Genomic DNA, 12,575 nt, shown 5'->3' with positions numbered 1-12,575 from the left:
TCCTCCCCCGGTCAGGTCGGTAGGCCCGGCGTCCGCAGGGAGCGGGCGCCGGGGCGGTCAGGGCGTCACTGGCTGCCCGGGCCCTTCGCGAGGCCGGCCAGGGTGAACAGGTCCACCGACAGCTTCGCGCCGATCACGAAGGCGTCCGGGATCGGCTTCGGGCGGAACGGGAAGCGGGTCTGGTCCGGGTCGATCACGTATTGCAGGTTCGGCATCAGCCGCACCGCCGGGGTCAGCTGGATGCCGTAGCTCAGCTCGAGGATGGTCTGCAGGGACTCGACGGTCCGGGTGCCGAGCCCCAGCGACGCGCGCGCCGCCCGGATGTTGGCCGTGCCCAGTGGCGAGAGCTTCTCCATGGCGAAGACGAGGCCGAGGGTGTCGTAGGGCCGGCCCGGGAAGGTGCCGGTCAGCACGGCGCCGCCCTCCAGGAAGTAATCCTGGGTCTGCCGTCCGCCGGTCCCGCCGATCGCGACGCCGAACACCGACAGGCCCTGGACGCCGTTCGGATCCGGCCGCCAGACCATCTGGTCGAAGCGGGCGTAGACCGCCGACCGCCCGAACCGGGTCAGCGGATCGAGGCCGCTGAAGACCTGCGCGCCGCCCCGCCGGTCGAGCACGGGATCCGTGTAGTCCGACCGGTCGAACACGGCGCCGATGCTGTAGTTGCGCGGCAGCGGGTCGTTGCCGAAATTGGTCGAGTAGCCGACCTCCACCGGCACCAGGTATCCGGTGGCGCCGCTGGTCGACCAGTCGACGCCGTTCCGGGTCGGCAGCTGGTCGCGCGGGTTCACCTCGTAGATGCCGGCGTGCAGGAACACCGTGTCGGTGACCCAGGCCTTGGCATGGCCGCCCCAGGTCGCGATCGGCCAGTAGGTGAAGTTCGTCAGCTTGAAGATGGACTTGGGCGCGCCGCAGGTCGCGTTGTTCTGGAAGTTGCAGTAGAGCGGCGAGGCCAGGAAGTTGGGGTTGGCGAGCAGGCGGCCCACCTCGATGTCGAGGCGGTTGTCGAGCAGCTTCTGCTCGTAGGACAGCAGCGTCAGGTGGGCGGTCTGGCCGCCGCCGTAGATCTCCTGCACGCTGCCGTTGAAGCCGATGTCATCCTGCGCCAGGCTCCGGCCGTGGCGCTGGGTGACGATCGTGTGGACCGAGCCGCCGTCGATGCCGGCGAGGCGGCCGAGATCGGCGTCGAGGCCGAACGCGATCTGGCCCGCATAGGCCGATCCCTGCCGGATGCCGCCGGACGGGTTGGCGGCGAACTCGCCCGTGTAGTTCAGGACCATGCTGATCCCGTTGCCGAGATCGAGGGTGCCCGGCGGCAGGCTGGGCGGCGTCGCGCTGCTGCCCTGCACGTCGAGGCTGGCGGCGGCGCTGCTAGCGCCCGAGAAGCTCCGCGCCTCCCGGATGACCCGCCGCCGGGCGCGGTTCGCCCGGTACCGGGCCTTCTGCGCCGGGCTCGCCTTCGGTCCCGGATTCACCGGGGCCGGTCCCCCGTCCGGTGCCGTCGCCTCGACCTGCGCGACCGCCGGGCCCGCGCCCGCCGTGACCGACGCGGCGCAGAACGCCAGCGCGGCCCATCGCCAATGCTTTGCCCGATGCTTGCCCCGATGCTTGCCCCGATGCTTTCCCCGATGCTTTCCCATGTGTGACTCCCCCTTAACCGCGCGGCCTTGCCTGGCTCTGTCGCGTTCGTGTCCCGCAGGGGGCCTCCCGGTCAGTCCGTGAAGGCCTCCACCGTGCGGCGCTCGCCGCGCATGAAGGCGTCGGCGGCGTGGATCAGCGGATTCAGGTCGACGTCGCTGGTGCCGGAGCGGACCAGGGCGGCGAAGCGGTCGTAGAGGCCGCGGTACTCCGCCTCGGGCGGGAGCGGCTGGTCGCGGCCGGCGATCGTGAGGGCGGCCCCGCCCCGCGACAGGACCAGGGGGCCGTCGTCGGTCTCGACGCGGATGTCCCAGGTCTGCGGCCCGGTCTGGCGCCAGTCGAACCGGGCGCGGATCGGAGTGCCGGCGGCATCCGCGAAGTGCAGGTCGGCGGCGATCGGCGCCTGCCGGTTCTCCGGCACCGACAGGGTCGCGCCGGTCAGGAAGAACGGCGGCAGGATGTGGGTGGCGATCGACAGGGCGTTGATCCCCGGATCGAACACGCCCATCCCGCCGGTATCCCAGATCCAGTCCTGGCCCGGGTGCCAGTGCCGGACATCCTCCAGCCACGCGATCTCCACCGACCGGATCCGCCGGCCCGACAGCCACCGGCGGGCGGGCTCCACCCCCGGCGCGCAGCGGGAGTGCCAGCTCGCGAACAGGCTCACGCCCCGGTCCCGCGCGGCCGCGACCAGGAGCCCGACCTCGGCCAGTGTCGCGCCCGGGGGCTTCTCGAGGAAGACGTGGCGGCCCGCCGCGATCCCCGCCAGGGCCGCCGCGAACCGCGCCTGAGGCGGCTGGCACAGGGCGACGGCGTCGAGGTCGCCGTGCGCCGCCAGCATCGCCTCCAGGGTGGCGTAGCTCGGCACCCCGTCGAGGCCGCCGTGCCGGCTCGCCACCGCCACGAGCGCGTAGTCCGGCGAGGCGGCGATGGCCGGCAGGTGCTGGTCGCGGGCGATCTTGCCGACGCCCACGAGGCCGATACGGATCGGGGCCGCCATGTCAGAGCACCCGCACGGACGGCGCGTCCGCCGGCGCGATCGCCAGCGGGTTGCGCAGGGGCCGCGTGAACGGCGCCGCCGCGATTTCGAAGACGTCGCCCGGCCGGGTCGCGACGCCGTCGCTGAACGACAGGGTCGCGGTCCCGAAGAAGTGGACGTGCACGTCGCCGGGGCGCCGGAACGGCGCGTATTTGAAGTGGTGCCGCTCCAGGTTGTCGATGCTGTGGGACATGTTGGCCTCCCCGGACAGGAACGGCTTCTCCCAGAGCACGGCGCCGTCGCGCAGGATGCGGCTGGTCCCGCGCACGTCCGGCGGCAGGGCCCCGAGCCACAGCTCCGGGCCGAGGGCGGCCGGGCGGAGCTTGGAATGCGCGAGCCACAGGTAATTGCCGCGCTCGGTCACGTGGTCGGAGAACTCGTTCGCCAGGGCGAAGCCGAGGCGCACCGGGGTCCCGTCGGCGTCGATCAGGTAGATCCCGGCGATCTCCGGCTCCTCGCCGCCGTCGCGGGCGAAGGCCGGCGAGACCAGCGGCTCGCCGGAGGCGACCAGGCAGGAGCCGTCGCCCTTGTAGAACCATTCGGGCTGCACGCCGTCCTCGCCCGGCGCCGGCTTCCCGCCCTCGACGCCCATCCGGAACATGCGCATCGAATCGGTCGGCGCCGGGTCGGTCGCGGCCGCGCGGTGCATCGCGTCGCGGCCCTCGGCGGAGCCGAGATGCGTCAAGCCGGTGCCGCTCAGCAGGAGGTGCGCGGGATCGGCGTGATCGACGGGCGGCAGGAGCCGGACCGCGTCGAGATCGACGGGCGCGCCGAACCCCGCGCGCTCCGCCGTCGCGGCCAGATCGTCCCCCGCGGCGAGGGCCCTGTGCGCCAGGGCGAGCACGCTGTCGACGCCGAGCACCCGCCGCGCCCGGCCGTCGGCGAGCAGCGCGACGGCCCGCTGCCCGTCGGCCGCGCGGAATTGTAGGAGTGATCGTCCCATCTGTGTCCTCCCGGGGATGCCCGCTTCGGGGCGTCCTGAACGCGCGGCCGTCGAGGGTCGCGCGGCGGCCTGTCAGCGGCCGGGTTGCGGGGCGCGAGCGCCGTCGATCCGGCGCGCGCGGTGCCGGGGATTGTCCGGGCGCAGGGGCGGCGGCGCGTCGGGCAGGTCCTGGGGGCGGACCGGGCGCAGGAAGCGCTCGATCGCCGGCGGTCCGACCGCGCTGCTGCGGCCGTCCGAGGTCGCCGGGAACGGGCCGCCCTGCACCGTCGCGGGGGCGACCTCCGCGCCGGTCGGCCAGCCCTTCGCCAGGACCCGGCCGGACCTGCGGGCGGAGCGGACCGGATCCGCGAACAGGCGCGGCTGCCCAACCGCGCGGGCGCGCTCGCCCTCGACCCGCGCGCGCGGCTGGCCCGCCTCGGCCATCGCCCGCTCGATCGGCGGCGCACCGAGTTCGGCGATGCCGTCGGCGACAGCCTCGCGACAGCGCGCGCGTGTTTCCAGGGGCGCCCCGGAGACGTGCGGGAACGCCGCCTCCGCCGGGGCGCAGGCGGCCTCGACCTCCGCGGGGCCGGCGGCCCGGAAGACCGCGGCCGTGGCCGATTCGGCGGCGCCGCTCGGGACGCCGCCGCGGACCGAGACGGGCCCAGGCGGTTCACTACTCATACAAATAAGCTAGAGCAGTTCGCTCCCGGCCGCAAGCGCGCCCGCGGTCCCGGTGCGGCGGGCGTTCCTCTTTGCGCTCCTACAACTTCAGGATACGATCACGCCGTTCCTGCCCCGACCCGGTGGCCCGGACCGGAGGTGGATGCGGTGAGGCAGGAGCGGAGCTCGGAGAACGTGACGCTGCCCCTCGCCTCGGGGTCGCGCCGCATCCACGGCTCGGTCGCCCGCGATCTGGGCGCGGCGATCCTCGGCGGCCGCTACGCGCCCGGGGACGTGCTGCCCGGCGAGATCGAATTCTCTGAGAAATTGAACGTCTCGCGCACCGCCTATCGCGAGGCGATCCGCATCCTGAGCGCGAAGGGGCTCGTCGAGAGCCGCCCGCGCACCGGCACCCGCGTCAGCCAGCGCAGCCGCTGGAACCTGCTCGATCCCGACATCCTCGCCTGGGCCTTCGAGTCGGAGCCGAGCGAGTCCTTCATCCGCGACCTGTTCGAGCTGCGGATGATCGTCGAGCCGGCCGCGGCCGCGCTCGCGGCCGAGCGGCGCTCCGGCCTCGACATCGCCCGGATGGGGCACGCCCTGGAGGAGATGGGCCGCCACGGCCTCGCCACCGAGGCCGGGCGGGCCGCCGACCAGGCCTTCCACAACACGATCCTGGAAGCGGCCCGCAACGGCGCGCTGATCGCCCTGTCGAGCTCCATCGCCGCCGCGGTCACGTGGACGACGATCTTCAAGCACCGCCGCCAGGGCCTGCCCCGGGACCCGATGCCGGATCACCGTGCCCTCTACGACGCGATCGTGGCGGGCGACCCGGACGCCGCCCGCGCGACGATGACCGAGCTGGTCCGCCTCGCCCTCGCCGACACCGAGCTGGCGATGCGGCCCTGACGGTGCCGGCGGCGGGGTGCCGCCGGCCCGGACATTGCCCGAGTGGCCCGAGTGGCCTCAGTGGTTGTCGCGTGGCACGCCCCGCGTCTGCGCGATGCGCTGGAACGCCTCGGCGCCCTCGAGGATGGCCCCGGTGTGCATCTGCCCCACCGCGGCGCGCTGCATCGCCTGCCAGGGGGTCTGCGAGGCCGGATAGGCGTAGCCGCCGGCCGCCTCCAGGGCCGCGCGCCGCCGCGCGATCTCGTCGGCGTCGACCAGCATGTCGGCGGTGCCGCGGCGCAGGTCGATCCGCACCCGGTCGCCGGTGCGCAGGAGGGCGAGGCCGCCGCCGGCCGCCGCCTCGGGCGAGGCGTTGAGGATCGACGGCGAGCCGGAGGTGCCGGACTGGCGCCCGTCGCCGAGGCAGGGCAGCGCGTGCACGCCGGCCCGGATCAGCTGCGCGGGCGGGCGCATGTTCACCACCTCGGCCGCCCCCGGGTAGCCCACGGGCCCGGCCCCGCGCATGACCAGCAGGGTCTCCTCGGTGATGCCGAGGCTCGGGTCGTCGATCCGGGCGTGGTAATCCTCCGGCCCGTCGAAGACCGCGACGGGGCCCTCGAAGGCGTCCGGATCCTCCGGGTTCGACAGGTAGCGGCTGCGGAACTCCGCGCCGATGACGCTGGTCTTCATCACCGCGGCGTCGAACAGGTTGCCGCGCAGGACCAGGAAGCCCGCCGCCTCCTTGAGCGGCCGGTCGATCGGCCGGATCACGTCCTCGTCCTCGATCGCGGCGCCGCGGCAATTGTCGCCGAGGGTGCGCCCGTTCACGGTGAGGGCGCCCTCGCGGATCAGGCCGCGGCGCATGAGCTGCGCCACCACCGCGGGCAAGCTGCCGGCGCGGTAGTAATCCTCGCCGAGATAGGTACCCGCCGGCTGCAGGTTGACGAGGAGCGGCACGTCGAGCCCGTGGGTCTGCCAGTCCGCGATGTCGAGCGCGACCCCCATGTGGCGGGCGATCGCCGCGAGGTGGATCGGCGCGTTGGTCGAGCCGCCGATCGCGGAATTGACCGCGATGGCGTTGAGGAAGGCGTCGCGGGTCAGGATGTCGGAGGGCTTCAGGTCCTCGGCCACCATGGCGACGACGCGCTTGCCCGTCAGGTAGGCGGCCTCCTGCCGGTCGCGGTAGGGCGCCGGGATCGCGGCCGAGCCGGGCAGCATCATGCCGAGCGCCTCGGCCAGCGTGTTCATCGTGGTGGCGGTGCCCATCGTGTTGCAGAAGCCGGTCGAGGGCGCCGACGAGGTCACCAGCTTGATGAAGCCGTCGTGGTCGATCTCGCCGGCCGCCAGCATCTCGCGGGCCTTCCAGACGATCGTGCCGGATCCGGTGCGCTGGCCCTTGAACCAGCCGTTGAGCATCGGCCCCACCGACAGGGCGATGGCCGGGATGTTCACGGTGGCGGCCGCCATCAGGCAGGCCGGGGTGGTCTTGTCGCAGCCCGTGGTCAGCACGACCCCGTCGAGGGGGTAGCCGTAGAGCAGCTCCACGAGCCCGAGATAGGCGAGGTTGCGATCGAGGCCCGCGGTCGGCCGCTTGCCGGTCTCCTGGATCGGGTGGACGGGAAACTCCAGGACGATCCCGCCCGCCTCGCGGATGCCCTCGCGGATCCGCTCCGCGAGGACGAGGTGGTGGCGATTGCACGGGGACAGGTCCGAGCCGGTCTGGGCGATGCCGATGATCGGTTTGCCCGAGCGCAGCTCCTCCAGGCTGAGGCCGAAGTTCAGGTAGCGCTCCAGGTAGAGCGCCGTCATGTCGATATTGTCGGGGTTGTCGAACCACGCGCGCGAGCGCAGGGGCCGTGCAATCGGTCGGTCGGTCATTTCTGGGTCCGGTGGGCGGGGCTGGTCGAGAAGCGGTAGGTGATCACGTTCCGGTAGGTCTTGCCGGGATCGAGCCGGGCCGAGCCGAAGGCCGGCTGGTTCGGCGTGTCGGGGAAGAGCTCCGGCTCCAGCGCCAGGGCGTCCGACTGGCGGTAGGCGAGGCCGGACTTACCGACCGCGGTCCCGTTGAGGAAGTTGCCGGCGTAGAACTGGAGGCCGGGCTGGTTGCTCGCCACGTCGAGGACGCGGCCCGATCCCGGATCCTCGACCCGCGCCACCGGGTGCGGCTCGGCCGTGGGCGCGTCGGTCACGACCCAGTTGTGGTCGTAGCCGCGCCCGCGCACGATCTGCGCGTCCCGCCCGTCGCGGATCCGCGCGCCGATCACCGCGGGCTCGCGGAAGTCGAAGGGCGTGCCGGCCACCGGCAGGTGTTCCCCGGTCGGGATCAGGGTGGCGTCGACCGGCGTGAAGCGCTCCGCCGGGATGGTCAGAATCTGGTCGAGGATCGAGCGTCCCGAGCCCTCGCCCGCGAGGTTGAAGAAGCTGTGGTTGGTCAGGTTGACGATCGTCGGCTTGTCGGTGGTCGCCTCGTAGGTGACCGTGAGGGTGTTCGTGTCGTCCAGCGCGTAGGTGGCGGTCGCCGTCAGCGTGCCGGGATAGCCCTCCTCGCCGTCCGGGCTGACGTAGCGCAGGGTGACCGAGGGGGCCGCGCCGCCCTTGACCGCGGTGATCGTCCAGAGCCGCTTGTCGAAGCCGGTCGCGCCGCCGTGCAGGGCGTTCGGGCCGTCGTTGGTGGCCAGCGTGTAGGTCCGGCCGTCGAGGGTGAAGCGCCCGGCGCGGATGCGGTTGGCATAGCGCCCGACGCTCGCGCCGAAATAGTTGCCCTTGGCCAGGTAGGAGGCGAGGTCATTGTAGCCGAGCACGACGTCCGCGGCCTTGCCGGAGCGGTCCGGCACGTCGAGGCTCCGCAGGAGCGCCCCCCACGACAGGATCCGCGCCGTGACGCCCTTGCCATTCGTCAGCGTCACCTCCTCCACCGTCCGGCCGTCCGGCAGCGTGCCGAACACCGCCCGGGTCGGCTCGGCCGCCCGGGCCGGTGCCGGCGTCAGGCCCGGCAGGGCCGCACAGGCGCACAGCGCCAGGGATCCCACTCCACGCATCGCGCTCTCCCCCTTCGTGATTCCGCCCGCCGCGCCGGTCGTGCGCCGGACCGCGACGGGCCTCGCGGTTGACGTCCGCGAACCCGGTATATACTCAGACAAATAAAAGGAACAACACGGGACCCCGACAAGGTGGCCCGAGAGGCAGAGGACAACGCCGGATGGCAGGACCGATCGCGACCGCGGGGACCGCGGCGCCCCGGACGGGGGCGGAGGCCGCGCGCGACCGGGGCGGCTACCGCCCGGCCCTGTCGCTGCTGGCGAGCCTGTTCTTCATGTGGGGCTTCATCACGGTCATCAACAACACGCTGCTGCCGCACCTGCGCAGCGTGTTCGACCTCGACTACACGCAGACCACGCTGATCGAGTCCGTCTGGTTCATCGCCTACTTCGTCGCCTCGATCCCGGCGGCCAAGCTGATCGAGCGCGTCGGCTACCAGCGCGCCCTGGTGACGGGACTGGGCATCATGGCGCTGGGCACGCTCGGGATGATCCTGGCCGCCCACCGGGTCTCCTACGCGATCACGCTCACGGCCCTGTTCGTGATCGCCAGCGGCATCACCCTCCTGCAGGTCGCCGCGAACCCCTACGTGGCAGTAGTCGGCCCGGCCGGGAGCGCCCCGGCGCGGCTCAACCTCGTGCAGGCGTTCAACTCCCTCGGGACGACCCTGGCGCCGCTGTTCGGGGGCTACCTGATCCTCGGCCGCTCGGCCTCGGGCAACGCCGCGGCCGGGGCCACCCTGACCCCGGCCGAGCGCCTGGCCGACGCGCAGTCGGTGCAACTGCCCTACCTGATCGTGGCGGTGGTGCTCGTCGTCCTCGCCGCGGTCATCGCCCGCTTCCCGCTGCCCGCCATCAGCGGTTCCGGCGGCACCACCGCCCGGGCCGCCAGGGCCGAGCGCGCCGGCCTGTCGCTCTGGCGCCACCGCAACCTCGTGCTCGGCGTGCCGGCGATCTTCATCTACCTGATCGCCGAGATCGGGGTGTCGAACCTGTTCATCAACTTCGTGTCGCAGCCCGAGATCGGCGACCTGACCCACGCCCAGGCCTCGCGCTACCTGTTCCTGCTCTGGGGCGGCATGATGGTCGGCCGCTTCGTCGGCAGCTACCTGATGCAGCGGCGCCCGGCCGAGACCGTGCTGGCCGGCGCGGCGATCGGCGCCTGCGCGGTGATGCTGGTGGCGACCTTCGCGACCGGCCACCTCGCCCTGTGGGCGCTGATCTCGGTCGGCCTGTTCCACGCGATCATGTTCCCGACGATCTTCACCCTGGGCATCCGCGGCCTCGGTCCGCTCACCGAGGAGGGCGCCGGGCTGCTGATCATGGCGATCGCGGGCGGGTCGCTGGTGGTGGTGCAGGGCTGGGCGGCGGACCGGTACGGGCTGCAACACTCCTTCCTGATCACCGCCGCCTGCGAGCTCTACGTCCTGTTCTACGCGCTCTGGGGTTGCCGGACCGGCGCCGCAGCGCGGCCGGCCGGCGCCTGAGCGTCGGCCAGATCGGGGAGCCCGCCATGGACCCGCGGATCCGCGTCCTGGACCGGCCCCGGCGCGACCGGCTCGGCGAGGGCCCGGTCTGGGTTCCGGAGCGGGGCGCGCTGTTCTGGGTCGATATCGAGGCGCCGGCCCTGAACTGGCTGGACCTCGCCGACGGCGCGACCGGCACGCGCCCGTTCCCGGAACCGCTCGGCTGGATCATCCCCCGCGCGGGCCGGCGCGACTTCGTCGTCGGGCTGAAGAGCGGCTTCGCGACCTACGACCTGGAGGCCGACCGCCTCGCGCCGATCGGCGACCCCGAGCCCGACGATCCCGACAACCGCCTGAACGACGCCAAGGTCGATGGCGCCGGCCGGATCTGGGCCGGGAGCATGCACCAGGCCGAGACCGCGGTGTCGGGCGCCCTACACCGGCTCGACCCGGACCTGACGTGGCGGCGGATGGATACCAGCTACGGCGTCGCCAACGGGCCGACCTTCAGCCGCGATGGCCGGATCCTCTACCACAGCGACAGCGCCGCCCGGACGGTCTACGCCTTCGACCTCGCCGCCGACGGGGCGCTGACGGGCAAGCGGCCCTTCCTCCGCTTCCCCGACGATTGGGGCTGGCCCGACGGCATGACCACGGACGAAGAGGGCTGCCTGTGGATCGCCCACTGGGGCGGCGGCCGGCTCAGCCGCTTCGATCCCGCGGGGCGCCTGCTGCGCGCGATCCCCCTGCCCGCCCCCAACATCACGAGCTGCGCCTTCGCGGGTCCCGGCCTCGACCGGCTGTTCGTCACCTCGGCGGCGCAGGGGGCGGAGCACGTGCCGGAGGCCGGCGCGCTGTTCGAGCTCGACGTCGGCGTCGCCGGCCTGCCGCCCCGCGCCTTCGCGGGCTGACCGACCCGGCGCCGAGGACGTGAGTCCCCTGCGCAGATCTTTCCTCCAGCGGGGCGGGCCCTCCGGCGGCCGGGCTGCCGCGGCGGGCGGTCGCGGGTCGGCAGTCGCGGGCAGGCGGTCGCGGGATCGTGCGTCGGCGTCCTCCGGATGGGGGATGCGGTCGCCCTGTGGCGGGTCTACGGTCGGGCCTTCTCCGAGACGAGATCACCTTCAAGCCCGCCCGGCCAGGCCGCGGCGGGCTTCTTGTCGGGCGCTACCGCCGGATCGGCAGCCGGTGGCGGGCGTACCCGGCGGCGTCGCGCACGACCAAGCTCCAGGACCGGTCGGGATCGGCGGCGCAGACCTCGTCGGCCATCTCGGCGATGACGCTGCGCGCCTCGGCCATGGCCTCGGCCAGGCTGCCGACCTCCACGCCGTCGTCGTCCCGGATCGTCTCCTCGCCGCTCTCGAGGTCGAAGTAGAAGCGCTCGGACACCGACCTCCCCCCTGCTGCAGCCCCGCGGCGATCGTCCGGATATCTCTACGTAGTGCGATACACGACTGGGAAAGGTCTTCGGTCGGATAAACCTTAATGCATCTAAAACATGGAGTTTGCTCGGATCTGCGCCGTCCTCCCGAGATTCCGCTCACGTTATCAAGTACAAGAATCCCCAGCGTCCCCCCGCCGTCGTCCGACGGCCCGGAGCGGTGGCGCGCCTGAGCCGGGGCCCCGTGACATGTCGACCTCCGCCAACCCGCCAGACCCGTGCGCCGAGACGGCCGCGCTCCGCAAGGACAAGCTGCGCGCGCACATCAGGAGCGTGCTGTCGACGATCCGGTCCCATCATACGGGCCGCGGGGCGCCGTCGATCCGGGCCACGGGCTACGTCCTTGGAGGGTGGTTCTGCGGCTCGGCCGCGGCAACGATCCCGCTTTTTACGTAGCAACGGTCCGTCCAAGGGATGTGTTTCTCGAGGTGCCGCGATCCGGCGCTTCGAACGGCGTCCCATGGCAGAGAACACCCAGCTTCGATCCCATATCCGCGGCGTGCTGCTCAGATTGGTGCGGCGCCTGCGCGATCGGGCCGGCTGACGGGGTCCTGTTCGAGGCCGGTGGGACAATTGCGAGACAACTGCGAGACAACCGCGAGGAGGCCGGTGCGCCGCGCGGCGCACCGACCCCGTCGTCCGGCCGCTCACCCCGCCTGAGCGCCCATCATCGCCTGCATCCGATCGAGCCGGGCGATGTGCAGGTTGATCAGCGGCAGGGCGCCGCGGGCGATCGCGCGCAGGCCGGGATCCTCGCCCGACCGGGCGTAGGCGCCGTGGATGCCCAGCGCCTCCCGATGGCCCTGGAGCGAGGCGTTCACGAAGGTGGCGTCGTATTGCGGCCCCGGCGGCATGGCGCTGAGCTGCGCCAGGATCTGCGCCTTCTGCGCGTCGGTGGTCATGCCCTGGGCCGGAGCCGGTCCGCCGAGCACGCCGCCGACGACACCGCCGGCGACGCTGCCCGCCGCATTCACGGCCGTGCCGGCCACCGCCACCGGCGCCGCGACGAGGCCGCCGATCAGGCCACCCGGGCCCGCCGCGGCCGGGCCCGGGATCGGGGCGCCGCCCGTGTAGGCGCTGATCTTGCGGGCGAGGTTCACCTGTTCGACCACCTCCGCGCGGGCGAACTTCTTGACGGCGGGATTGGTGGTCTTCGCGTGGGCGTCGCGGGCCGTGTTCTCCAGGAACAGGCCGCCGCCGGTGGCCATCTGGAGATAGGCGCCGGTCGGAATCGCGCCGGCCGGCGTGACCTGCGCGAGGGCTGTGCGGGTGACCGCCAGGGCCGCGGTGGCGCCCAGCATCGTGGTGAGGAGAGCGCGTCTGTGCATGCGACGGTGCATCATGGGAATGGCATCCGGATTGGGTGAGGCACCCGACGCCCCGATCATCGCTTGAGGTGCTGCCCGGCGAACCGCACAGGGGGGACAAGGTTCCTGCCCGGCGGGCCGTCCGAACGGCGGGATCGGGGCACCGAGAAACCGCA

General features: G+C 72.9%; 10 protein-coding genes and 2 pseudogenes. 3 read left to right on the top strand and 9 right to left on the bottom strand.

Features of this window, described 5'->3' with window-relative positions:
- Nucleotides 1-65 precede the first annotated feature (65 nt).
- The 5 genes and pseudogenes from ACQKQD_RS11025 to ACQKQD_RS11005 form a co-directional block, all read right to left on the bottom strand.
- Nucleotides 66-1,640, bottom strand: a complete 1,575-nt coding sequence (locus tag ACQKQD_RS11025; protein ID WP_427508367.1) for a carbohydrate porin — start codon at nucleotides 1,638-1,640, stop codon at nucleotides 66-68.
- Nucleotides 1,641-1,711: 71 nt separating this feature from the next.
- Complete coding sequence (locus tag ACQKQD_RS11020; RefSeq protein WP_427508366.1) at nucleotides 1,712-2,638, bottom strand: Gfo/Idh/MocA family protein; 927 nt, start codon at nucleotides 2,636-2,638, stop codon at nucleotides 1,712-1,714.
- Between the two features lies 1 nt (nucleotide 2,639).
- Nucleotides 2,640-3,620, bottom strand: coding sequence for an AraD1 family protein (gene araD1 / locus ACQKQD_RS11015; protein WP_427508365.1), 981 nt, complete (start codon nucleotides 3,618-3,620; stop codon nucleotides 2,640-2,642).
- A gap of 72 nt (nucleotides 3,621-3,692) precedes the next feature.
- Nucleotides 3,693-3,947: pseudogene (locus ACQKQD_RS11010) on the bottom strand (aldehyde dehydrogenase (NADP(+))); the annotation flags it as partial.
- Nucleotides 3,948-3,962: 15 nt separating this feature from the next.
- Nucleotides 3,963-4,283, bottom strand: a pseudogene (locus tag ACQKQD_RS11005) (aldehyde dehydrogenase family protein); the annotation flags it as partial.
- 174 nt (nucleotides 4,284-4,457) lie between these two features.
- On the opposite strand from ACQKQD_RS11005, the gene ACQKQD_RS11000 reads away from it, so the two are divergent.
- A complete protein-coding gene (locus ACQKQD_RS11000; protein ID WP_244491948.1) occupies nucleotides 4,458-5,171 on the top strand; it encodes a FadR/GntR family transcriptional regulator in 714 nt (237 codons plus the stop codon).
- A 57-nt stretch (nucleotides 5,172-5,228) separates the two neighbouring features.
- Here ACQKQD_RS11000 and ACQKQD_RS10995 read toward each other — a convergent pair whose 3' ends face one another.
- Nucleotides 5,229-7,028 (bottom strand): IlvD/Edd family dehydratase, encoded by a 1,800-nt coding sequence (locus ACQKQD_RS10995; protein WP_427508364.1) that lies wholly within the window; start codon nucleotides 7,026-7,028, stop codon nucleotides 5,229-5,231.
- The gene (locus tag ACQKQD_RS10990) at nucleotides 7,025-8,188 is read right to left on the bottom strand and encodes an aldose epimerase family protein (RefSeq protein WP_427508363.1); all 1,164 of its coding nucleotides are present in this window, start codon (nucleotides 8,186-8,188) and stop codon (nucleotides 7,025-7,027) included. The genes ACQKQD_RS10995 and ACQKQD_RS10990 overlap by 4 nt, the downstream gene beginning before the upstream one ends.
- A 161-nt stretch (nucleotides 8,189-8,349) precedes the next feature.
- Between ACQKQD_RS10990 and ACQKQD_RS10985 the strand changes: the two genes are divergently transcribed.
- Both ACQKQD_RS10985 and ACQKQD_RS10980 read left to right on the top strand, forming a co-directional pair.
- Nucleotides 8,350-9,675 carry a sugar MFS transporter gene (locus ACQKQD_RS10985; RefSeq protein WP_427508362.1) on the top strand — a complete coding sequence of 442 codons (1,326 nt, stop codon included), beginning with the start codon at nucleotides 8,350-8,352 and terminating at the stop codon, nucleotides 9,673-9,675.
- Nucleotides 9,676-9,701: 26 nt separating this feature from the next.
- Nucleotides 9,702-10,565, top strand: coding sequence for an SMP-30/gluconolactonase/LRE family protein (locus tag ACQKQD_RS10980; protein ID WP_427508361.1), 864 nt, complete (start codon nucleotides 9,702-9,704; stop codon nucleotides 10,563-10,565).
- A 253-nt stretch (nucleotides 10,566-10,818) separates the two neighbouring features.
- On the opposite strand, the gene ACQKQD_RS10975 is transcribed toward ACQKQD_RS10980, so the two are convergent.
- Nucleotides 10,819-11,040 (bottom strand): DUF6894 family protein, encoded by a 222-nt coding sequence (locus tag ACQKQD_RS10975; RefSeq protein ID WP_056527261.1) that lies wholly within the window; start codon nucleotides 11,038-11,040, stop codon nucleotides 10,819-10,821.
- 699 nt (nucleotides 11,041-11,739) lie between these two features.
- Nucleotides 11,740-12,420 carry a DUF4142 domain-containing protein gene (locus tag ACQKQD_RS10970; RefSeq protein ID WP_427508360.1) on the bottom strand — a complete coding sequence of 227 codons (681 nt, stop codon included), beginning with the start codon at nucleotides 12,418-12,420 and terminating at the stop codon, nucleotides 11,740-11,742.
- Between the last annotated feature and the right edge of the window lie 155 nt (nucleotides 12,421-12,575).

The organism is Methylobacterium sp. NPDC080182 (genome assembly GCF_050281105.1).
Taxonomy (GTDB): domain Bacteria; phylum Pseudomonadota; class Alphaproteobacteria; order Rhizobiales; family Beijerinckiaceae; genus Methylobacterium.
The sequence above is the reverse complement of the archived record's forward strand: the minus strand, read 5'-3'. Positions and strand labels throughout refer to the sequence as shown.

Bases quoted from the DNA above. Each gene is read 5' to 3' on its own strand.
- ACQKQD_RS11025 (WP_427508367.1), bottom strand. From the start codon at position 1,640: ATGGGAAAGCATCGGGGAAAGCATCGGGGCAAGCATCGGGGCAAGCAT.
- ACQKQD_RS11020 (WP_427508366.1), bottom strand. From the start codon at position 2,638: ATGGCGGCCCCGATCCGTATCGGCCTCGTGGGCGTCGGCAAGATCGCC.
- araD1 (WP_427508365.1), bottom strand. From the start codon at position 3,620: ATGGGACGATCACTCCTACAATTCCGCGCGGCCGACGGGCAGCGGGCC.
- ACQKQD_RS10995 (WP_427508364.1), bottom strand. From the start codon at position 7,028: ATGACCGACCGACCGATTGCACGGCCCCTGCGCTCGCGCGCGTGGTTC.
- ACQKQD_RS10990 (WP_427508363.1), bottom strand. From the start codon at position 8,188: ATGCGTGGAGTGGGATCCCTGGCGCTGTGCGCCTGTGCGGCCCTGCCG.
- ACQKQD_RS10985 (WP_427508362.1), top strand. From the start codon at position 8,350: ATGGCAGGACCGATCGCGACCGCGGGGACCGCGGCGCCCCGGACGGGG.
- ACQKQD_RS10980 (WP_427508361.1), top strand. From the start codon at position 9,702: ATGGACCCGCGGATCCGCGTCCTGGACCGGCCCCGGCGCGACCGGCTC.
- ACQKQD_RS10970 (WP_427508360.1), bottom strand. From the start codon at position 12,420: ATGCACAGACGCGCTCTCCTCACCACGATGCTGGGCGCCACCGCGGCC.